This is a genomic window from Streptococcus australis, assembly GCF_901543175.1.
GTDB classification, from domain to species: domain Bacteria; phylum Bacillota; class Bacilli; order Lactobacillales; family Streptococcaceae; genus Streptococcus; species Streptococcus australis_A.
In genome coordinates, this window is sequence record NZ_LR594040.1 from 1,570,722 (window position 1) to 1,592,845 (window position 22,124).

Here is a 22,124-nt window from a genome sequence, read left to right on the forward strand (position 1 = left end):
CCGAGCAACCTCCCTTATGTTTAATAATTTTTAATCAAATCAACCGTTGAACGATCTAATTTTTTCACCAAAGCTTGCAAGAAAGCTTGAGCTTCTAGGAAGTCATCCATAGCATAAAGGGTTTGGTGAGAATGGATATAACGAGCACAAACACCGATAGTTGTAGAAGGAACACCGCCATTTTTCAGATGAGCTGCCCCAGCATCCGTTCCACCTTTTCCACAATAGTATTGGTACTTGATACCAGCCTCTTCAGCCGTTGTCAAAAGGAAATCCTTCATTCCTGGGAGGAGCAAGTGACCTGGATCGTAGAAACGAATCAAGGTTCCATCCCCAATCTTGCCTTGACCGCCATAAACATCACCTGCTGGTGAACAGTCAACTGCTAGAAAGACTTCTGGGTCAAACTTGGTTGTGGAAGTATGAGCACCACGAAGACCAACTTCTTCTTGGACGTTAGAGCCCAGATAGAGTTCATTGCCAAGCTTTTGACCTGATAGGGCTTCTGCCAACTCACTCACCATAAGAACACCGTAGCGGTTGTCCCAAGCTTTTGAGATGATATTTTTTTCATTGGCTGTCAAGATAGCGGAGCTATCAGGGACAATGGTGTCACCCGGACGGATACCAAATCTTTCTGCCTCAGCCTTGTCCGCAAAACCACCATCAAAAACGATATCCGAGATAGCAGGCATGGTTGGTCCACCCTTTTCACGAGTCAAATGTGGAGGAACAGAGCCTGAAATCACAGGAATTTCACGACCGTCACGAGTAAAGAGTTTAAAGCGTTGGCTGCTGACCACCATAGGATTCCAACCACCGATTTCAACCACACGGAAGGTACCATCCGCTTTGATTTTGCTGACCATAAAACCAACTTCGTCCATGTGAGAAGCGACTAAGACGCGTGGTGCATCCGCAACTTCTGAATGCTTGATACCGAAAATACCACCCAAGCCATCTGTCACCACTTCGTCCACGTGCGGTGTCAACTTCTCACGAAGATAAGTCCGGACAGGCGCTTCATGACCTGAGATTGCAGCAAGCTCTGTTACTTCTTTGATTTTTGAAAATAATGTTGTCATATCAGTTCCTTCTTTCTGTCCTCCATTTTACCACTTTTTATAGGAGAAGGATAGTGGGAAGGTGGATTGGGTTTTACAAGTTTATCCTATAAAAGAAGGAACTAGCACTTGTTTCAGGAAATTTTCTCATTTTTTACATTAAATTGTCAGAATATTTATTGACAGATTAAAGAAATCATGTTACATTTATATCAGTTTGCTGCACCGAGTACAGTCGGAACGACAGAAGCCGCCAAACTGGGAATGGTGCTGAGCCTCTTTGTCTTTCCGTCTGCTAGTCTGACCCAAAAGATGCTCTTTGCTTTTGTTTCATCCATCGTATTTACCCTCTTCTTCCTAGCCTTTATGACTATTTTTTCTGTAAAGGAAAGGTGGATGTTGCCCCTGATTGGGATCATCTATAGCGGGATTATCGGTTCTATCACAGAAGTTATCGCCTATCGTTTCAATCTGGTTCAGAGTATGACTGCTTGGACCCAGGGCTCCTTCTCCATGATACAGACCCATCAGTATGAGTGGCTCTTCTTAAGCCTATTTATCCTAATTGCCGTTTGGAAATTGTCCCAAACCTTTACCATCATGAATCTAGGAAAAGAAACTAGCGAGAGTTTGGGGATTTCCTACTCCCTGCTTGAAAAGCTGGCCCTCTTTCTGGTGGCACTAACGACAAGTGTCACCATGATTACCGTGGGTGGTTTGCCCTTTCTCGGGGTCATCGTTCCCAATCTTGTTCGCAAGCGCTATGGAGATAATCTGAGCCAAACCAAACTCATCGTCGCACTGGTTGGCGCCAATCTGGTTCTGGCTTGCGATATCCTATCTCGAGTTCTGATTCGGCCCTATGAACTATCTGTCAGTCTCCTACTAGGAATCATCGGTAGCCTCGTCTTTATCCTACTTCTCTGGAGAGGGGGACGAAAAGATGCAGCTTAAAAGCAATCATATGAAACTCTTCGGGCTTCTCATTATTCTTGTAATTGGAGCTTGTCTTCTCTACTTTTGGCCCATTAGCCACCTATCTGCCTTTGCCTGGAAGCTGCGTTCCCAAAAAATCATCGTTTATCTCTTGGTAGCTATCGCGACAGGGATTTCGACCATTAGTTTTCAAACGCTGACGGAAAATCGCTTTCTGACGCCTAATATTTTGGGAATCGAATCCTTCTATGTCTTGCTACAAACCCTGCTACTGGTTTTTGAGAGCAAATTTCTGCAGTTTGGGAAGTCTCCTATCTTAGAATTTATAGTCTTACTTCTTGTTCAATCCCTCTTCTTTCTCGCCTTACAAGGCTACTTGAAGACACTGATGAAACAGGACTTGGTCTTCATTCTGCTAATCTGTCTAGCACTCGGAAGTCTCTTCCGAAATATCAGTACCTTCCTTCAGGTCCTGATGGATCCAAACGAATACGATAAACTGCAAAACAGTCTTTTTGCCTCCTTTCAACATCTCAACACTTCCATCCTAGCCATCGGTTCTCTGATTATCCTTGCTTTGACAATCTTTTTCTTTCGAAAAGCAGTCATTCTGGATGTCTTGCACCTGCAAAGAGAAACGGCTCAGATCTTGGGACTCGATGTCGAAAAAGAACAGAAAGAGCTCCTCTGGGGCATCGTACTTTTGACCTCAACGGCAACTGCTTTGGTAGGGCCTATGGCCTTCTTCGGCTTTATGCTGGCCAACCTCACCTACCTGATTGTCAAAGACTATCGGCACAAGTTACTCTTTATCGTGGCCATTCTGGTCGGATTTATCAGTTTGACCTTGGGGCAAGCCCTCATCGAACGAGTCTTTGCGCTGGAAATTCGCATCAGCATGATCATCGAGAGTGTGGGTGGTTTCTTATTCTTTATCTTACTTTACAGGAGGGCACGTCGGTGAAACTGGAAAACATTGACAAATCCATTCAAAAACAGGATATTTTGCAAGGCATTACCCTTGAAGTCAGTCCTCAGAAACTGACTGCCTTTATTGGTCCAAATGGTGCTGGAAAATCGACTCTCCTCTCCATCATGAGCAGACTGACCAAGAAAGATCAGGGGATTCTCAGTATCAAAGGCCGTGAAATCGAGAGCTGGAATTCGCAAGAACTTGCTCAAGAACTGACCATCTTAAAGCAGAAAATCAATTACCAAGCCAAATTGACTGTTGAAGAACTGGTCAGCTTTGGACGTTTTCCCTACAGTCGAGGTCGACTGAGACCAGAAGACTGGGAAAAAATCCGAGAAACACTGGACTATCTGGAACTAACAAACCTAAAAGACCGCTACATCGATAGCCTGTCTGGAGGCCAGCTCCAGCGGGTCTTTATCGCCATGGTACTAGCCCAGGATACGGACTTTATCTTGCTAGACGAACCGCTCAATAATCTCGATATCAAGCAAAGCGTCAGCATGATGCAGATTCTCAAGCGACTAGTGGAAGAGCTAGGTAAGACCATTATCATCGTCCTCCACGATATCAACATAGCCAGTCAGTATGCGGATGAAATTGTTGCATTTAAAGACGGCCAGGTCTTTTGTAAGGGAAGGACAGATCAAATCATGCAGGCTGACCTGCTCAGTCAACTCTATGAGATTCCCATCACGCTAGCTGATATCAATGGAAAAAAGATCTGTATCTATAGCTAGTAACTCAGAAACTCGTGTTAGAGGAAACTCTGTCTCTTAGTCACTAAGAGCAAGAGACTACCTAAATTGTTATTATATTTTAAAAAGGAGAAATCATGAAAACATCCCTTAAACTTTATCTCACTGCCCTAGCGGCCAGCTTCTTGATTTTCCTTGGTGCATGTAGTACAAACTCAAGTACCAACCAGACGGAGACAAGCAATTCTGCTCCAACAGAAGTAACTATTAAAAGCTCACTAGACGATGTCACTCTTTCAAAAGTTCCTGAGAAAATCGTTGTCTTCGACCTCGGTGCTGCGGATACCATTCGAGCATTAGGATTTGAAAAAAATATCGTCGGAATGCCTACAAAAACTGTTCCGGCTTACCTAAAAGACCTTGCTGGAAAAGTTAAAAATGTTGGTTCTATGGTTGAGCCAGACCTTGAAGCCATTGCTGCTCTTGAACCAGATTTGATCATTGCTTCTCCACGTACCCAAAAATTCGTAGATAAGTTCAAAGAAATCGCTCCGACTGTTCTCTTCCAAACAGGAAAAGAAGACTACTGGGCTTCAACTAAAACCAACATTCAATCCTTAGCAAGCGCCTTTGGTGAAACAGGCACACAGAAAGCCAAGGAAGAATTGGCCAACCTAGACAAGAGCATCCAAGAAGTCGCTGCTAAAAATGAAAATTCTGACAAAAAAGCCCTTGCTATCCTCCTCAATGAAGGAAAAATGGCTGCCTTTGGTGCCCAATCTCGTTTCTCTTTCTTGTATCAAACCTTGAAATTCAAGCCAACTGACACTAAATTCGAAGACTCTCGCCACGGACAAGAAGTCAGCTTTGAAAGTGTCAAAGAAATCAATCCCGACATCCTCTTTGTCATCAACCGTACCCTTGCCATTGGTGGTGACAACTCTAGTAACGACGGTGTCCTAGAAAATGCCCTTATCGCTGAAACTCCTGCTGCTAAAAACGGCAAGATTATCCAACTAACACCAGACCTCTGGTATCTAAGCGGAGGCGGACTTGAATCAACCAAACTCATGATCGAAGACGCTCAAAAAGCTTTGAAATAAGTAAGAAAACCCAACATCACCTGATGTTGGGTTATTTTTCTTCTCGATTTCGTTTAAGTGAAAAGTGGTCTGGCACAGGATCCTTGCCTATTTTCGACCAGGGATGACATCGGAGAATTCGAGCCCAGCCCATCAAAACACCCTTGAAGCCATGTTTTTCAATAGCCTGAATCATGTAGTTGGAACAAGTAGGCTCAAAGCGACAAGAAGGGGGAAAGGCTGGTGAAATAAAACGTTGGTAAAAACGCACTGGTGCTATTAAGATTCGTTTCATTATTTTTTAGTTACAGCCATGGTGTGTAGTTGGCTGATTTCTTTTTTATTAAGACGACGGGATTCTCCCGGACGAAGGCCTGTCAAGTCTAGGTGTCCAAAACGTGTCCGTGACAACTTATCCACTTGAAGACCGACAGCTTCAAACATCTTTTTAACCTGATGGTTGCGCCCTTCATGGATGGTCAACTGCACTACTGAGCGATTTTTGACTGGATCCACTTTGAGAATCTCATAGACAGCAGGCTTGGTTTTCTTGCCCTCAATCTCCACTCCTCGTGTCAAGGGATGAAGGTTTTCCTTATTGGCAACACCTTTGACACGCGCCACATAAACCTTATCGATCTCATTACGAGGGTGAATCATCTCATCTGTAAAATCCCCATCATTGGTCAAAATCAAGACACCTGATGTATCCCAGTCCAAACGTCCCACAGGATAGATGCGCTCTTTGACATTGGGCAAGAGGTCGACAACAGTCTTGCGGCCCTTGTCATCTGTCACACTAGAAATCACTCCGCGGGGTTTATTGAGAAGATAGTAGACCTTTTCTTCGTTGTAGATAGGTTGGCCTTCAACTTCAACCTTGTCACCTGACTTGATGGTGGTTGCTAGTTCACGCACCACTTGGCCGTTGACCGTCACCAAGCCTTGCTTGATCAGCTCTTCTGCTTTTCTCCTACTGGCCACACCTGCGTGGGCAATATATTTATTGATTCTCATCTTCTTCTATCCTTTCACCAAATAATTGGCTTTCTTGCGCTTGAATCTCAAGCTCATCAATCACTGGCAATTCTTCCAAATGATTGATCCCCATGTAATCTAAGAAATAATCCGTAGTCACATAGAGGTTGGGACGACCCAACACTTCTTTTTTCCCGTCTTCTCGTATCAAGTCAAAGGCCTGCAACTTTGCCAAGGCGCCACTCGAGTTGACACCACGGATGGCATCGATTTCTATCCGCGTAATCGGCTGCTTGTAGGCAATGATAGACAAGGTCTCAAGGGCCGCCCGAGATAAACTCTGGTTGATGGGAGCTTTGGAGTATTCCTTCAAAATCGCTACAAATTGAGGCTTGGTCACCAATCTGTAAGCGCCCCCTGTCTCAATCAGGGACAAGCTCGACTCTTGGTCTTTTTCATACTTTTGGGCTAATTTTTCTAAACTCTGCTGGATGCCTGTCGGGGGAAGCGATAGGAGTTCAGCCAACTGACGGACTCGAATCCCATCTTCACCTGCTACAAACAAGAGCGCTTCTATTTCTGCTAAAGTACTCATCTTTCCTCTCTATCAAGTCAAACCTTGCTCCGCTTGACTTTTTTCCTTCTTTTCCATGAGATAGATATCTCCGAAACTCTCCTCTTGCACGAGGACCAGCTCCTGGGTTTTGATTAACTCTAGGGTTGCCAAAAAGAGGGTAATGACCTCTTGGATATTCTGGGCTTCCTTGAACAAATCCTGCAAACGTAACTGGTCCCGTCCAGTCAAGGACTCTTTTACGATGACCATCATATCCTCAATCTTATACTCATCCCGCAAAATGGTCGTGTGGTTCTGAGCGAACTCCTCTTTTTTCTTGGCTAGGATATTTGAAAAAGCCAAAAAGAGGTCAATGGTCGTCCTATCATGCACAAGCTCCGCATCTTCGTAGATCAACTCTGTCGGCGCTTTGGAATAGTACTGGGCCCGATCTTGGTGCTTAGCCTCCAAGTGCTCACCCAAGAGTTTGAACTTGCGGTATTCTTCGATTTGGGAGAGGAGATCCTGCTCCAGGTCATCCTCCAAATCAGCCACTTCTGCCACCTTTGGAAGAAGCTTGCGGCTCTTGATCAGCATTAACTGACTGGCCATGACCATATACTCACCCGTCACTTCTAGACGCATGGCCTGCAGGGTTGAGACATAGGCTAGATACTGTTCGATGACTTCTGTGATTGGCACATCGTAGATATCCATCTGGTACTTAGAAACCAGGTGCAAGAGCAAGTCCAATGGCCCTTCAAAATCTTTTAATTTAATATCCATTATCTATATTTTTCTAAGGTCAGGACTGTTTTTAATCCTAGTTTTTTTGCTATTTCGTACAAATCGACCTTGTTTTCTATTTGTCTTAGAATGAACTGTTCCCGCAAGGCTTGAGCTGATAAGGCTGGGAAACCTTTCTCCTTGACAAAGGACTCCAGCTGACGAAAGGCCCACTGACGAGAATAGGCTTTCCCTCCCCTTTCAAAAAGATAGGTCTGCCCCATCAAGGGTTTCAATTCTGAAAGTAAGGTCGTGGGAATAGTGACAATCCTCTGTTGGGAAGCCTTGTTGATTCGCAGCACCTGAAAATCCAGATTGATATCCGCAATCTTAAGAGCTAAAATCTCGCTAGGCAAGAGTCCCATTTCTAGGATTAAGAGCGCTAGCAAGCGTCCTTCTGGATAGTCACTTTCCTGCCAAAAAGACTCTAGGTCTAACAGTTCTGGCTTTTCGGTCTTCTTTTCAGCTTGTTTGGCTAATTCCAAGCGGTAAAAACTGTCCACCTCTCCTTTTTGATAGAGAAAGTAGAGAAATTGGTTACAGGCCGAAAGTTTTCGCTTTTGGGCACTCATTTTTAGATTGGCTAGCTGGGCTTGGTAAATCTTGAGACTGGTCTCAGAGACCCGCTCCCCTATCATATCTAAAAATTGCTCTAAATCATACTTATAAGACTGCTTTGAATTAGCAGACAAGCCCTGCTTTTTCTCTAAAAAGGCTGAAATGCTATCTCTCATTTGCATCGAATCTCATATTCCTTACTAAAGTCATGCAAGAGGGCATTGACTGCCTTGAGGATGGACTTGCGCGTGATAATTCCTTGGAAAATTCCTTCATCGTCTACGACCGGCAAGAAAGGTTCATCGACCAGTTTATGGAGGACTTCAGTGATATTATAGTCTGGAGCGACGACTGCCACATCTGTCTTGGTCATGTTGACGATATCTGTAGTTGCCATCTGCTCGTCTGTCAAACCTTGCTCCATTTGATAAGCCAAAATATCTCTCAGGCCAATGGTTCCGACAAAGTGTTTGTCAAAGGTCACAACAGGGATACGGGTATAGGTGATTTGGCTCAACACCAAAATCGCATGGTCAGCATTATGGGTATCAATCAAAGCTGCTAGATTCTCAGCAGGGGTGAGAAAGGTCCCTTCCTGCTCCAGTAAAAATAGTTCAAATTCCTTGGCAATCATCGAGCAAACTCCTTGGACAAGCCCGGATAAATCTCATGATCACGTGTCAAAAAGTCTACTTTAAAATAGCTGTCATCAATCTCCACACGTGCATAGAGACATTCTCTAATAGTGCCTCGTGGTTGGCTGATGGAGCCTGGATTTAAAAAGAGTGTTTTTCCTTCCATCCAAGCATTTGGAACATGCAAGTGACCATAGAGACAGATATCGGCATCTTCTTCCTGAGCCCAGTAGTCCAACTTTTGAAAGTTGAAATTGATATCAAACAAGTGTCCATGCGTCTGGATAATCTTGGTCGGACCAAGTTGAGTTACCAAACGTTCTGGGTAGCCAGCATAAAAGTCCATGTTGCCTTTGACGACATGGATACCTTCCCATAGTGGTGAATCAGGACGGAGTTCAGAGTCACCATCGTGAAAAATGGCATCGACTTTCCCCAGATAGCGATCACGAATTTCTTCGACAATCAAGCTATCGCCATGGGAATCACTCATTACAATGATGGTTTGCTTTGCCATGATGGAAATACCTCCAAAAGTTTCTTAACGGCTAAGGCGCGGTGAGATTGGCTATTTTTTTCTTCTAGGGTTAATTCTGCTGAGGATTTACCCGTTTCTCCTACTAAGAAGAGCGGGTCATAGCCAAAGCCATTTTCACCCTTAGGTTCAAAATTAATGTAGCCTGGCCAGTCTGCTTCAACAACCAAACTTTCCTTGTTTGGACTGGCTACGACTAAGGTTGTATGGAATTGAGCCGAACGGTCCTTGAGATCAAAGACCATAGCCAATTCGTGCAAGAGTTTGGCATTGTTTTCCCGGTCAGTTGCTCCCACACCTGCAAAACGAGCTGACCAGACACCTGGCAAGCCACCAAGGACATCGACTTTGAGACCTGAGTCATCTGCTAGAACCATCTTGCCTGTTAATTGGGAAATGGTTTCTGCCTTGAGGCGGGCATTTTCTTCAAAGGTCATGCCTGTTTCAGCTACTTCAGGCAGATCTGGATAGTCATTGAGATTTTCCACATCATAGCCTAGCTTGTCAAAGATAGCTCGGAATTCCTTGGTCTTGCCTTCGTTACGAGTCGCTATCAACAAGGTTTCTCTAACCTTGCTGGTTTCAAAGAAGGCTTCTACATTGACTCCTTCTTTAGGCAATTCTACATGCAGGAGTTGCCCATTTTCAACCAAGAGCAGGGCTCCCTGACGTTGGATGACTTCCAAGTTACGTCCTGCTTCTGCATTTAAAATCTCAACGATAAAGGAGAGCAGACGGAAGTTGGAAGACCAGCGCATCACCGTTATCGTAATCGGAAAGCCGTTTTCCTCATCACGAAAAATCCGCGCCAAATCCATAAAATCAAGCTCAAGCGGATCTTTGATGAGACTGTAGATGCCTCCATAGACATCCCAGACACCGACATACCAGTTCTGGTCGTCCTTGTATTCATAAATTTTGTTTGTCATAATGTTACATGCTCCACATGAATCTCTTTTTCCAGCCATTCTTCCCCAATCTGGGCAAAACTTTGGCTGCTGGCTGTTGTGTAAAAACGGTGATCAAGTGGTCCAGCATCGCGACCACGATTGATTTCAAAATAATTGAGTAAGACTGAGATATCTCGTACACACTCAGCCCCACTATCGATGAGCTGAACCTTGGGCCCCATGACATTCTGGATGATAGGGCGAAGGAGCGGATAATGAGTACAACCCAAAATCAGGCTATCCACTTTTCCGACCAAGGGACGCAGGGTTTCATAAACCACTTTCTTGGTAACACTGGTTGACAGGGCACCAGACTCGACCAAGGGGGCAAACTTGGGACAGGCCAAACTTTCCACCTGTAAGTCTGGATCCAAATCATGGATTTTCTGACGGTAGATGTCTGATTGTACCGTCATGGGGGTTCCAATCACTCCGATTTTCCCGCCTTGACTGGACTTGATGGCTGCCGAAGCTCCTGGCAAAATCACACCTAGGACGGGAATGTCTAGTTTAGCCTTGATTTCTTCCCAGACGACCGCAGTCGCAGTATTACAAGCAATGACAATCATTTTGACATCCTTGGTCAAGAGAAAGTTGACCAACTGCCAAGTATATTCACGAATTTGCTCAGCAGGACGGGGACCGTAGGGTGCCCGTGCCGAATCTCCAATATAGACGATTTCTTCATGGGGAAGCTGACGCATGAGCTCACGAACAACAGTCAAGCCCCCGACACCTGAATCCAAAAAACCAATTGGTCGATTATCCATACAGTCTTCTTTCTAGTCTTCTTTTCTGATTGATAGTTCATCATGATTCCTTGTCCTGAACGATTTGACCGACAGCTTGATAGAATGTCAACTGCCTCTCTCTTAATCATAATCAAATATCAATAGAATGCAAGGAAAAAGTCTTATCCTTGAGAACTATTGAACATAGTGAGAAGTCTGGAACTTTCATCCCAGACTTTTCCTATTTATTTCTTTTTATTGTTAGCAAGGGCTGCTTTTTGTTGACGGATGATTTGGTGGTAAACTTGTTGTACCTTGGCTTCGCTTGGTTTTTGACCATTTGCGCTCAAGAGAGCACGAACTGCCTCAGCGTTCAAACGTGGGTTGTCAGCAAATTCTTTTTCGATTTGCTTACGAACCAAATACATACCTCCAAGAGCTCCTCCTAGAAAAGCTAGCACAATCAAGATAATTGCTAAAATAAGATCCATAATCTTTCTCCTGTTTCTTTTTGAGTCTTCTATATTATACCATAAAGTGACTTTTCTGACTAGTTTGTTTTACGCTTTCAGGGAGGGGGTTAAGCTAATTCTAAGCTAGTCTTACAATCAGAATGAACTATGAAATTACGAATAATTCTCCCCCGTCCTCTCTTTTCTCTACTATTTTAAGAAAAAGCAATCTCAAATATGTTTTTCACTAGAAACCTCTTGACAAAAAATAGGTAATCAGTAGAATGGGATTTGAATAGAAACAAAAATATAGGGATTTGTTTTATAAAATGTAAACGGTTCCAAAAACATAAAGGAGATTTCTATGGACAAAAGATTTTGGGAGAAATCCTGTCGCTATAGCATCCGCAAACTGACGGTTGGGACTGCTTCTGTTTTGCTGGGAGCTGTTTTTCTATCTAGTCATACAGTCTCTGCTGATGGTATTGAAGTGCAGCAAAATGATCCAAGTATTGTCGAAACTACTATTAAACCTGATAGTAGATCAGAGCAGATTGAACCGACTGAGGCCACTAAACCAGCTCTAGTTGAGAACCCAAGTACCGAAAGCAGGACTGCTGAAGAAACTCAAGCCACAAATGCTCAAACTAGTTCTGAGCCTGTTGTTGAATCAAACGAAAACAAGGAGAATGAAAAGACCGAGCTCCCCGTGACAAAGCAAGAAAACTATCAACTCAACTACGATCAGCCAACAGCTCCCTCCTATAATGGGTGGGAAAAACAAGCTCTCCCAGTTGGTAACGGAGAAATGGGAGCCAAGGTCTTTGGTCTAATTGGTGAAGAAAGAATCCAGTACAACGAAAAGACTCTCTGGTCTGGTGGTCCCCAGCCCGATAGCACCGACTATAATGGTGGGAATTACAAGGATCGCTACAAGGTCTTAGCAGAAATTCGTAAGGCTCTTGAAGATGGAGACCGCCAAAAAGCCAAACAACTGGCTGAACAAAATTTAGTTGGGCCTAATAATGCCCAATATGGTCGCTACCTAGCCTTTGGTGATATTTTCATGGTCTTCAATAACCAGAAAAAGGGTCTGGATACCGTAACAGATTATCACCGTGGTTTGGATATCACAGAGGCCACTACGACTACTTCTTACACCCAAGATGGAACGACCTTCAAACGCGAAACCTTCTCCAGCTATCCTGATGATGTCACCGTGACCCACTTGACTAAAAAAGGAAACAAGACGCTTGACTTTACTCTTTGGAACAGCTTGACTGAGGACTTGCTTGCTAATGGTGATTACTCTTGGGAATATTCCAACTATAAAAACGGACATGTTACAACAGATAAACATGGAATCCTTCTAAAGGGAACTGTCAAAGATAACGGCCTCAAATTTGCATCCTATTTAGGAATTAAAACAGACGGAACCGTCACTGTTCAGAATGAGACTCTAACCGTTACAGGTGCAAGCTATGCGACCCTCTATCTCAGCGCCAAGACTAACTTTGCTCAAAATCCTAAAACCAACTATCGAAAAGACATTGATCTCGAAAAAACGGTTAAGGGTATTGTAGAAGCAGCTAAGGCCAAAGACTACGAGATACTTAAGCAAGACCATATCAAGGATTATCAAAGTCTCTTTAATCGCATCAAACTAAATCTAGGTGGAAGCAAGACTGCTCAAACGACAAAAGAAGCCCTTCAAAGCTATAACCCTAGCAAAGGGCAAAAACTGGAAGAACTCTTCTTCCAATATGGTCGTTATCTACTGATTAGTTCGTCTCGTGATCGGACAGACGCCCTTCCTGCCAACCTACAAGGAGTCTGGAATGCTGTAGACAATCCACCTTGGAACGCTGACTACCACCTCAATGTCAATTTGCAAATGAATTACTGGCCAGCTTACATGAGCAACCTTGCTGAAACAGCCAAGCCAATGATCAATTATATTGACGACATGCGCTACTACGGCCGTATCGCTGCCAAAGAATATGCTGGTATCGAATCCAAAGACGGGCAAGAAAATGGTTGGCTGGTTCACACCCAGGCCACACCATTTGGCTGGACTACTCCTGGTTGGAATTACTATTGGGGTTGGTCGCCAGCAGCTAATGCCTGGATGATGCAGAATGTTTATGACTACTATAAATTCACCAAGGATGAGACTTATCTCAAAGAAAAGATCTATCCTATGTTGAAAGAGACTGCCAAGTTCTGGAACTCCTTCTTGCACTATGACCAGGCCAGTGACCGTTGGGTATCTTCTCCATCCTACTCACCAGAACACGGGACCATCACGATTGGAAATACCTTTGACCAATCGCTAGTCTGGCAGCTATTCCATGACTACATGGAGGTCGCCAACCATCTGAAAGTCGACCAAGACTTAGTCACAGAGGTCAAGGCTAAATTTGACAAACTGAAACCCCTTCACATCAACAATGAGGGGCGTATCAAGGAGTGGTACGAAGAAGACAGCCCGCAATTCACTAATGAAGGGATTGAAAACAACCACCGCCACGTTTCCCATCTAGTTGGGCTCTTCCCTGGTACGCTCTTTAGCAAAGATCAAGCTGAATACCTAGAAGCTGCGCGTGCTACCCTCAATCACCGTGGAGATGGTGGAACTGGTTGGTCTAAGGCCAATAAAATCAACCTCTGGGCTCGTCTCTTGGACGGTAACCGTGCCCATCGCTTACTCGCTGAACAGCTCAAATACTCAACCCTAGAAAACCTTTGGGATACCCACGCGCCTTTCCAAATCGACGGAAACTTTGGAGCAACTAGTGGGATGGCAGAAATGCTCCTGCAATCTCATACCGGCTATATTGCACCATTGCCAGCCCTTCCAGATGTATGGAAAGACGGTCAGGTTTCTGGCTTGGTTGCCCGTGGTAACTTTGAAGTCAGCATGAAGTGGAAAGATAAAAACCTTCAAAGCTTGTCCTTCCTTTCAAATGTCGGTGGAGATCTAGTTGTAGACTATCCAAATATCGAAGCCAGTCAGGTTAAGATCAATGGCAAAGCAGTCAAGGCAACTATCCTCAAAGATGGCCGCATCCAACTGGCAACGCAAAAAGGTGACGTCATTACCTTTGAACACTTCCCTGGTCGTGTAACCAGTCTGACAGCAGTTCGACAAAATGGAGTCACTGCCGAACTCACCTTCAACCAAGTAGAAGGTGCTACCCACTATGTCATCCAAAGACACATGAAAGACGCGTCTGGCCAAACCTCTGCGACCAGAGAATTTGTAACCAATCAAACCCACTTTATCGACCGATCACTAGATCCGCAACTCGCCTATACCTACACCGTCAAAGCTATGCTGGGCGAAGTTTCTGCACAAGTCTCTGAACAAGCAACTGTAGAACCCCCTAGTGAATTGATGGATGATCGAGACGGCCGTATCCAGTACGGAGCTGCCTTTGGAAACTGGGCAGACTCAGAATTATTCGGAGGAACAGAAAAATTTGCTGACCTTTCAAAAGGGGACTACACAGACGAAGACATCACTACCACCATTCCTTTCACTGGTGTTGGTATCGAAATCTATGGACTAAAATCGTCCGAACTAGGTCTTGCTACTGCTAAAATTGATGGCAAAGAAGTCGGCGAGCTTGACTTCCATACTGCTGGGGCAACTGAAAAAGGTAGTCTCATCGGTCGCTTCACAGGATTATCTGACGGACCTCACACATTGACTCTTACTGTTAAACGTGAGCACAAAGGACGTGGTAGTGAGCGCTCGAAAATTTCATTAGACTACTTCAAGATTCTAGCAGGAACAGGCAACACGATTGAAAAGATGGATGATCGCGACCCTCGCATCCAGTATGGTTCTCAATTTAAGGACTGGTCTGACCCTGAACTCTACGAAGGCACGGAAAAATACGCTGATATCAACAACAGCGACCCAAGTACTACTTCAGAAGCTCAGGCAACCATTTCCTTTACAGGGACGGGCATTCGTATCTATGGTTTGAAGAGCCTTGCCCTTGGACGAGCACGTGTTACACTAGATGGCAAAGAAATGCCAAGCCTAGATTTCTATACTTCAGGTGCAACTGAAAAGAGAGCCTTTATTGGCGAATTTACAAATCTTACTGACGGTCCGCACACCCTGACATTACAAGTTGACCCAGATTCGCCAGAAGGCCGCAAGAAAATTTCTCTAGACTCCTTTGATATTATCAAAGCCCCAGCTGTTGGTATAGATAGTCCTAGCATCGCGCCTCTTAAGGAAAATGACAAAGAAATTTCCTTAAGCCTACCAGCTGGAGATTGGGAAGCCATCGCTGTAACCTTCCCAGGTGTCAAAGACCCTCTGGTCTTGCGCAAAGTGGACGAAACGCATCTGGTTACAAGTGGAGAGCAAACCCTATTGGCTATCAAAGACAATCAGGTGCAAATCCCAATCCCTGATACCACTGATCGACAAGCTGGAAAAGCGATTGCAGCTTATGCTATCCAAGGAGCTACAACAAGCAGTCCTGTCGTAGCCGTCTTTACTAAAAATGATGAGAAGAAAGTTGACGAGAGTCAGCCAACTACAAGCAAGGGGGACGAACCAGCTCCTACTGTTGAAAAACCTGAATATACCGAACCTATTGGAACCGCGGGGCAAGAAGAACCACCTACTCTGACAATCCCTGAGTATACCGAGCCTATCGGAACCGCAGGGCAAGAAGAGCCACCTACAGTAGAAATTCCGGAGTATACCGACCCTATCGGAACTGCTGGGCAAGAGGAAGCTCCTACTGTTGAAATTCCTGAATACACCGAACCTATCAGAACTGCAGGGCAAGAAGAAGCTCCAATAGTAGAAAAACCTGAGTACACTGACCCTATCGGAACTAGTGGAGTTCAGGCTGCTCCAACCCTCATCCGACCTGAGTATCAGTTACGCACCTTGAAAGATAAAAAGACGGGTGTCGAAATCATCGGTGGAGCCAGCGACTTAGAAGGAATTTCTCACGTTTCTAGCCGACGTGTCCTAGCTCAAGAACTCTTTGGCAAGACCTATGATGCTTACGACCTACAGCTTAAAAATCCAACCGATCATAGCTTGCAGCCAAAAGGCTCTGTTCTGGTTCGCTTGCCTATTTCAGCTAGCGTAGAAAATATCTACTACATCACTCCGACCAAGGAGTTGCAAGCCCTTGATTTCACCGTTCGAGACGGAAAGGTAGAATTCATCACTAATCATTTCAGTACCTATGCTGTCGTCTATCAAGCTACTGGAACAACCTCTAACACAGAGGAAAAACCAAGTACTTCAGATGTAGAAACCTTGGCACACGGCGCTGAAGACCTTTCAGCCAGTCCTAGCCTTGCTAAAGCTGGAAATCATTCTCCTAAAGAACAACTTCCAGCAACGGGAGAATCATCCAACCCACTCCTCTTCTTAGCAGGCCTCAGCCTTGCCCTCACAGCCACTTTTATGTTAAAAGGAAGAAAGGATGACTCCAACTAACCTTTAAGCACACAAAAACAGGATGAAGAACAACTTCATCCTGTTTTATTTTTGAATCAAAGGTTATTTACAGCAGGTATAAAAAGGCTAGGGTCAAGAGACTTGCTAGAAGTCCAACTCCCCAAAAGAAGAAATCAACCTTCCACTCGCTCCAAGGATTGCCCTTGCCTGAGAATCCACCAAGCTCAAAATGATGATGCACAGGTGTCATACGGAAAATACGCTTCCCACCACTAAGTTTGAAGTAGGTGACCTGCATCATAACAGAGCTTGTCTCAAAGACATAGATAATCCCAATCAATAGAAGGGTCCATTCTTGGTGGAGGGCCATAGAGATTGCTGCCAGCATCCCTCCAAGAGCCAAACTTCCCACATCACCCATGAAGACCTTGGCAGGCTTGTGATTAAAGACGAAGAAGCCTAACAAACCACCAATCATGGAAAGAATCACAAGAAGAATATCCAGTTGATTTTGCATATAAGCAATCACACCGTAGGCTGACAAGCTAATCACCACAGAAATACTTGCTAAGCCGTCAATCCCGTCAGTCAGATTCACCGCATTTGAAAAACCAACTAGCCAGAAAAGGGCAAAGAAGATATAGAAAATACCCAGATGTACTTGGTAGCCAAAGACTGAAAGCATATCGCCACCACGCTCATAAAAGAGGTAAAAAATCACTCCTCCAAGCAGTTGGAGAGCAAGTTTTTGCTTGGGATTCAAGCCCTCGTTGATCTTACGAAAGACCTTAAGAAAATCATCCAAAAAACCTACCAAACCATACAAAACCAAGATAAACAAAATCATGCCTACATTATTGGTCAATTGTTGGGTAAAGAGAGCAACCAGAAAGCTCACCACTACTGCAACGATCAGGAAGACAAGACCTCCCATGGTTGGAGTCCCAGCTTTAGCTTGGTGTTGTTTGACATCCTCGTGCATCTGCTGACCCGTAATCTGTGCTTTTCGATAAAATCGGATAAAGGCTGGAATACCTATCAAGGTCAATAGAAAGGCAAGAATTCCAGCACTAATGGAACTAATCATCTTAATCTCCTAAAGTTACTTTCATTTTTTTAATGTCTTTAAGGGCCGTATTGGCACGGACACTTTGTTTCTTGACCGTTTTGCCACTACCTTCCCACTCGATTTCTATATTCAGCCATTTGGCCAATGTTTGCACATTTTCATCTGTCCATCCATACATATCAGGCATTTCTTCGACCTTATCTGACAGGATCAAGATCTGCTGATTTGCTTCCAAATTATCTCCTTCAGAAACCGAGAGTTCCTTGATCTTGGTTCCTGTTCCGATAACGATTGGTTGGACAAGGTTACGACGCAATTCCTCTGCTAGGTCACCCGGCGTAAAGTCCTTGGTAGCTGGCATAGCATAGCTTGTTGTCTTGCTGACCTGATCCAAGCTCTTGGCAGTTGACTGAAGATTGAGGGATTCTTTCATAGCAGAAGCTCGCTCAAGGATTGGGTTGGCAAACTCTCCCAGCTGAACGCCTGAATAATGCTCTGGCTGTTGCACCGTCACATAGAGGATAAAGTCAGGATTCTCTGCAGGATGCATCGACACAACAGAGAAGATATAATTGGTTTCACCTGTCAGGTAACCCCCATTCTTCTCATCGGCAATCTGAGCAGTCCCTGATTTCAGGGCAACATTCTGTCCCGGAACATTGACATTCGGTTTTCCTGTGCTGTGGTTGTACATGGTACCATAGACAGGGTCCGTACCTACCATGACCATGTGGTCTCGCGTAGAGGATGCAGCCGCTTTTGAGACTGGATTTCCGACGATTTCCTTTTGAGACTTGCGGACAGACTGGTCATTTGGATCATAGAGGGCACTGATAAATTTCGGCTCCAACATAACCCCATCATTGGCAATGGCTGTAAAGGCACGAAGCATTTGGGTCTGGGTGACAGAGATCCCTTGTCCAAATGAACTCATGGCGATATTGACAATGTTATCAGCAGGCAATTGACCTGTGTACTCATCTGCCAGACCAAAACGGGTTGGCACCCCAAACTTAAAGCGGTTAAGATAGTCCAGCCATGTCGCATCGCCCATCTTTTGCTCAAGCAAGGTCATCCCGATATTACTTGAGTGGGCAAATCCTTGAGAGAAGGTCATGGTGCCACCACTAGTCAATCCTTCATTGACGTCCCAGTCTCGAATGGTCGCATCTGCTATTTTCAACTCACTACTGTTAAAGTATTCGCCACCGGGGAAGGTGTTGTTATCAATAGCTGAGGCCAACATCATCACCTTCATAGTGGATCCTGGCTCATAGTTACTTTGGTAGAGGATATCACGCCAGACAAAGTCTTTTGTGATGCCATCCTTGGTATCGGCATTGAAGGTCGGCCGTTGGGTCGTAGCCAGAATTTCCCCTGTCTTAGCGCTGACCAAGGTAGCCGTCATATACTTGCCCTTTACCTTTTCCTGAAAGGCATCCATCTGGGTTTCCATAAAGGATTGCAAGGGACTAGAAAGGGTTGTGTACACATCCTTTCCATCCACCGTTTGTTGGGAAGCTTGATCTGTACCCGGAACAATATTTCCCAGACGATCCTTCTCATAGGTGATAATCCCATCTGTACCTGCAAGAATGCTATTTAAAGAACTCTCCAAACCTGATGTCCCAATCAAACGTTTGGTTCCATCCTCATTTTCATGGAGTTGCGCTAAACCGATAAAGGAAGAAGCAAACTGTCCATTGGGATAATTACGGTTAGGGCTTGTTGTAAAGTCAACTCCCTCAACGCCAGCAGTTTTTAGGTCATTTTTAATGGCCATCATATTGGCATAGGTGATCCCATTTCCCTTGGTACCAAAGGATACCTGTTTCAGATCTGGCTGAGAAAGTTGTTCTTTGACATAGGACTCCTCCATATCCAGATACTTATGGAAAATTTCAGCTACCTTATTAAATTGAGAATCCTCTACATAGAGAACTTTGCCTGTTGCTGACTTGTAGGTCTTGTCAATAACGGCATAGATATTATACGAAGTCGCATCCTCTGCAATAGGTGTCCCATTTCGATCGTATATAGTCCCTCGTTTTGCAGGAATCGTCTTGGTTGTTTGATGGACCTTATTTGCTTCTTGAACCAAGTCCTTACCAAATTTTTTACCCGTTCCGATAATGACCGCAAAGTTAACCAAAAAGACAGCGAAGAGTATGACAGCCAATAAACTCAGGCTTTTCCCTACTCTTCGGCGGTTTTCTTCTGGAGATTTGCGATTACGAACGGCATAACGGATGATTTTTTCTTTCCACTGTTTCATTTCTTACTCCGCTGCTCGGATATTTTCGTTATTCAGTTGCAAATCCTTAGAGTTTGCAATCTCTTTCAAACGTTCTGAACGAATCAATTCATTGACCTCTTGCTTGGCATCGTCGAGCTCGGTTTTCTTTTCTTCGATTTGAGCATTAACCTTGGTCAATTCATTCTGAACTTGTAATAGCTTGGTCTGCATAAACACAACGCTAATTGCCAGGATAATCATTGTTGCAGCAATCGAAACATAGAAGGCCTTTTCCACACGTGAAAAACCTTTAAACTTCGTTTGCAATAACTGGCTTGTTTTTTCGATTCTTTCTGCCATGTTTTTCCTCTTACTTGTGAATTTTTCTAGCCACGCGCAACTTGGCTGAATGCGAACGATTGTTGGCTTCTAGCTCTTCGGCACTTGGCAAGATTGGCTTGCGGGATACCAATTCCATCTTAGGCTTAAGATCATCTGGAATGAAGGGTAAGCCTTTGGGAACTTCCACTGTTGAAGCCTCCTTAAACAACTGCTTGGTCAAGCGGTCTTCCAGCGAATGGAAAGTAATGACTGAGATTCTACCATCCAGAGCCAGCATGTCCATGGCCTGCTGGATGGATTCATCTGCCGCACCCAGCTCATCATTGACTTCGATTCGGATAGCCTGGAAAATCTGCTTGGCAGGGTGCCCCTTTTTCTTGAGTTCCTTGGCAGGTTTAGCAGACTTAATGATCTCTGTCAACTCTGTCGTTGTCTCGATTGGTTTCACCTCACGCGCTTGCTCAATCTTACGGGCAATCTGTTTAGAAAACTTATCCTCGCCATATTTGAAAAAGATCCGAACCAAGTCATGATAGTCATAATGATTGACCACCTCATAGGCAGTCAGACTAGCTTCCTGATTCATCCGCATATCCAGTGGCGCATCCTTTTTATAAGAAAAGCCACGCTCACGCTGATCCAGCTGAGGACTGGACACTCCTAAGTCATAACAAATTCCATCAATTTCCTGGACACCGGCCTCTTGTAAACGTGCCTGCAAATGACGGAAGTTATCCTTGATAAAGGTTACCATCCCTTTTTCGATATAGGGTGCCAACCGTTTTTGCGCATTGTCAATGGCATTCTGGTCCTGGTCAAAGGCATAGAGATGACCTTTTTCGCTCAATTTACTTAATAAATATTCGCTATGGCCTGCTCCACCCAAAGTCGCATCAACGTAGATACCGTCAGGTTTCACGTCAAGCATATCAATCGTTTCATGAAGCAAGACCGTTACATGATGAAATTCTTTTGTCATATCCTATCTATTTTACCACAAATCTGACCAGCTTGCACTTGTCAGACAAGGCTAAGTTTCTTCGAAAAAAATTCCCAAAAATATGTCGCATATACTTGACACCCTACCTCCAAAAGAATATAATATAGTCAAATATATGCGACATATCAGAAAGGAGACCCTATGAATCGTGTCAAAGAATTCCGTAAGGAACTGGGCATTTCCCAGCTCGAGCTCGCCAAAGATATCGGTGTCTCGAGACAGACCATCAACATGATTGAAAATGACAAGTACAATCCAACTCTGGAACTCTGCCTCAATCTCGCCCGCAGCCTCCAAACTGACCTCAACAGTCTCTTTTGGGAAGACGATTTTTAAAAAAGGAGCAAACAAATGAAAAAAGAAACTCTCACTGAAAAACTCATCAAACGCACATACGGCATTTCTGGCCCCCTTGACGAACACAAACGGCGCGAGGCCGATCGTATCGGGAATCAGGTCTTTATCGTTCTCTTTTATCTGATGATATTTGGCAATCTCATCCCCTTTGTCCTTGCTTATAAATACCCACAAATTGTCGCTATCGGCTATCCTCTCGTGGTGTTTGGCATTTCGATGATAGCTGCCCTCTATGTGGTCTCTCAAACCAAGAAAACGGGCATCACAGCTATTGATCCCGAAATGTTAAGTAAGAAAGAAAGTAAACAACTGCATTTTCCTGGTCTAAAAGCCGGTCTAATCTATGGTATGGGCATGTTCTTTGGAATACCGCTTCTGAATGTCCTAACCGATGATAGCAAGGATTATCTTGGTTCTCTTTTAAATACAGGGCATTTTGTATCAACTATCCTAGCTACCCTCTTCTTCGGAGCAAGCATACAGCTTCTCATCTCCCGTCGCATTGCAAAAACTAAGAAAGATCAAGATGAGGATTAGGAGGTACCTATGAAATCACTAGTAACTTTACTAATCAGTCACATTTTTGTCAGCATCTTTAGATTATACCTTGAAAAGTTCTTGAAGGGAGGAAAATTCCTGAAATGTTGAATTTTGGAGTTAAACAATAAAATAACTAAAAAATTTTTTAAAATCACTTGATTTTTATCTAGTAATATGCTAGACTATATATATCTAGTAAA

The 22,124-nt window shown here is 44.2% G+C and carries 21 protein-coding genes and 1 pseudogene; 7 read left to right on the forward strand and 15 right to left on the reverse strand.

The window, feature by feature from the left end; genetic code table 11:
• Window positions 1-20 precede the first annotated feature (20 nt).
• Window positions 21-1,085: a glutamyl aminopeptidase gene (pepA, locus tag FGK98_RS08110; protein ID WP_138100760.1), complete on the reverse strand. Its 1,065-nt coding sequence runs from the start codon at window positions 1,083-1,085 to the stop codon at window positions 21-23.
• 192 nt (window positions 1,086-1,277) lie between these two features.
• Here pepA and FGK98_RS08115 point away from each other — a divergent pair.
• From FGK98_RS08115 to FGK98_RS08130, 4 genes and pseudogenes are all read left to right on the forward strand, one after another.
• Window positions 1,278-2,018 (forward strand): annotated as a pseudogene (locus tag FGK98_RS08115) (iron chelate uptake ABC transporter family permease subunit); the annotation flags it as partial.
• On the forward strand, window positions 2,008-2,964 hold the full coding sequence (locus tag FGK98_RS08120) for an iron chelate uptake ABC transporter family permease subunit (protein ID WP_138100762.1): 957 nt from the start codon (window positions 2,008-2,010) through the stop codon (window positions 2,962-2,964). The pseudogene FGK98_RS08115 and the gene FGK98_RS08120, both read left to right, overlap by 11 nt.
• The gene (locus FGK98_RS08125) at window positions 2,961-3,713 is read left to right on the forward strand and encodes an iron ABC transporter ATP-binding protein (RefSeq protein ID WP_138100763.1); all 753 of its coding nucleotides are present in this window, start codon (window positions 2,961-2,963) and stop codon (window positions 3,711-3,713) included. Before FGK98_RS08120 ends, FGK98_RS08125 begins: the two co-directional genes overlap by 4 nt.
• 95 nt (window positions 3,714-3,808) lie before the next feature.
• On the forward strand, window positions 3,809-4,774 hold the full coding sequence (locus FGK98_RS08130; protein ID WP_138100764.1) for a siderophore ABC transporter substrate-binding protein: 966 nt from the start codon (window positions 3,809-3,811) through the stop codon (window positions 4,772-4,774).
• 31 nt (window positions 4,775-4,805) lie between these two features.
• Here the strand turns inward: FGK98_RS08130 and yidD are convergent, their stop codons facing one another.
• The 10 genes from yidD to FGK98_RS08180 form a co-directional block, all read right to left on the reverse strand.
• Window positions 4,806-5,048, reverse strand: a complete 243-nt coding sequence (gene yidD, locus FGK98_RS08135; protein ID WP_138100765.1) for a membrane protein insertion efficiency factor YidD — start codon at window positions 5,046-5,048, stop codon at window positions 4,806-4,808.
• Window positions 5,048-5,770, reverse strand: coding sequence for a pseudouridine synthase (locus FGK98_RS08140; protein ID WP_138100766.1), 723 nt, complete (start codon window positions 5,768-5,770; stop codon window positions 5,048-5,050). Before FGK98_RS08140 ends, yidD begins: the two co-directional genes overlap by 1 nt.
• On the reverse strand, window positions 5,757-6,326 hold the full coding sequence (gene scpB, locus FGK98_RS08145) for an SMC-Scp complex subunit ScpB (RefSeq protein WP_138100767.1): 570 nt from the start codon (window positions 6,324-6,326) through the stop codon (window positions 5,757-5,759). Before scpB ends, FGK98_RS08140 begins: the two co-directional genes overlap by 14 nt.
• A 12-nt stretch (window positions 6,327-6,338) precedes the next feature.
• On the reverse strand, window positions 6,339-7,073 hold the full coding sequence (locus FGK98_RS08150; RefSeq protein ID WP_138100768.1) for a segregation/condensation protein A: 735 nt from the start codon (window positions 7,071-7,073) through the stop codon (window positions 6,339-6,341).
• Window positions 7,073-7,807 (reverse strand): site-specific tyrosine recombinase XerD, encoded by a 735-nt coding sequence (gene xerD / locus FGK98_RS08155; protein WP_277871365.1) that lies wholly within the window; start codon window positions 7,805-7,807, stop codon window positions 7,073-7,075. The genes FGK98_RS08150 and xerD overlap by 1 nt, the downstream gene beginning before the upstream one ends.
• Complete coding sequence (gene cbpB, locus FGK98_RS08160; RefSeq protein ID WP_138100770.1) at window positions 7,804-8,265, reverse strand: cyclic-di-AMP-binding protein CbpB; 462 nt, start codon at window positions 8,263-8,265, stop codon at window positions 7,804-7,806. The genes xerD and cbpB overlap by 4 nt, the downstream gene beginning before the upstream one ends.
• Complete coding sequence (locus tag FGK98_RS08165) at window positions 8,262-8,783, reverse strand: metallophosphoesterase (protein WP_001118938.1); 522 nt, start codon at window positions 8,781-8,783, stop codon at window positions 8,262-8,264. Before FGK98_RS08165 ends, cbpB begins: the two co-directional genes overlap by 4 nt.
• Entirely contained in the window at window positions 8,759-9,769 is a 1,011-nt protein-coding gene (locus FGK98_RS08170) for a nucleoside-triphosphate diphosphatase (protein ID WP_455164707.1), read from the reverse strand. The genes FGK98_RS08165 and FGK98_RS08170 overlap by 25 nt, the downstream gene beginning before the upstream one ends.
• Window positions 9,727-10,521, reverse strand: coding sequence for a glutamate racemase (gene racE, locus FGK98_RS08175; protein WP_138100772.1), 795 nt, complete (start codon window positions 10,519-10,521; stop codon window positions 9,727-9,729). Before racE ends, FGK98_RS08170 begins: the two co-directional genes overlap by 43 nt.
• Window positions 10,522-10,727: 206 nt before the next feature.
• Complete coding sequence (locus tag FGK98_RS08180) at window positions 10,728-10,973, reverse strand: YneF family protein (RefSeq protein WP_009730641.1); 246 nt, start codon at window positions 10,971-10,973, stop codon at window positions 10,728-10,730.
• A gap of 325 nt (window positions 10,974-11,298) precedes the next feature.
• Between FGK98_RS08180 and FGK98_RS08185 the strand changes: the two genes are divergently transcribed.
• Window positions 11,299-16,419 (forward strand): SIALI-17 repeat-containing surface protein, encoded by a 5,121-nt coding sequence (locus FGK98_RS08185; protein WP_138100773.1) that lies wholly within the window; start codon window positions 11,299-11,301, stop codon window positions 16,417-16,419.
• Between the two features lie 67 nt (window positions 16,420-16,486).
• Here FGK98_RS08185 and mraY read toward each other — a convergent pair whose 3' ends face one another.
• From mraY to rsmH, 4 genes are read right to left on the reverse strand one after another with little or no spacing between them, the layout of a single operon-like run.
• Window positions 16,487-17,467, reverse strand: coding sequence for a phospho-N-acetylmuramoyl-pentapeptide-transferase (mraY, locus tag FGK98_RS08190; RefSeq protein ID WP_138100774.1), 981 nt, complete (start codon window positions 17,465-17,467; stop codon window positions 16,487-16,489).
• Window position 17,468: 1 nt separating this feature from the next.
• Window positions 17,469-19,724, reverse strand: coding sequence for a penicillin-binding protein PBP2X (gene pbp2x, locus FGK98_RS08195; RefSeq protein WP_138100775.1), 2,256 nt, complete (start codon window positions 19,722-19,724; stop codon window positions 17,469-17,471).
• Window positions 19,725-19,727: 3 nt separating this feature from the next.
• Complete coding sequence (gene ftsL / locus FGK98_RS08200) at window positions 19,728-20,045, reverse strand: cell division protein FtsL (RefSeq protein WP_000840795.1); 318 nt, start codon at window positions 20,043-20,045, stop codon at window positions 19,728-19,730.
• Between the two features lie 10 nt (window positions 20,046-20,055).
• A complete protein-coding gene (gene rsmH, locus FGK98_RS08205; protein WP_129326416.1) occupies window positions 20,056-21,006 on the reverse strand; it encodes a 16S rRNA (cytosine(1402)-N(4))-methyltransferase RsmH in 951 nt (316 codons plus the stop codon).
• A 162-nt stretch (window positions 21,007-21,168) separates the two neighbouring features.
• On the opposite strand from rsmH, the gene FGK98_RS08210 reads away from it, so the two are divergent.
• Together FGK98_RS08210 and FGK98_RS08215 are read left to right on the forward strand one after the other, a co-directional pair.
• A complete protein-coding gene (locus tag FGK98_RS08210; protein ID WP_001082470.1) occupies window positions 21,169-21,363 on the forward strand; it encodes a helix-turn-helix transcriptional regulator in 195 nt (64 codons plus the stop codon).
• A gap of 15 nt (window positions 21,364-21,378) precedes the next feature.
• Entirely contained in the window at window positions 21,379-21,921 is a 543-nt protein-coding gene (locus tag FGK98_RS08215) for a DUF3278 domain-containing protein (RefSeq protein ID WP_138100776.1), read from the forward strand.
• Window positions 21,922-22,124: the final 203 nt, after the last annotated feature.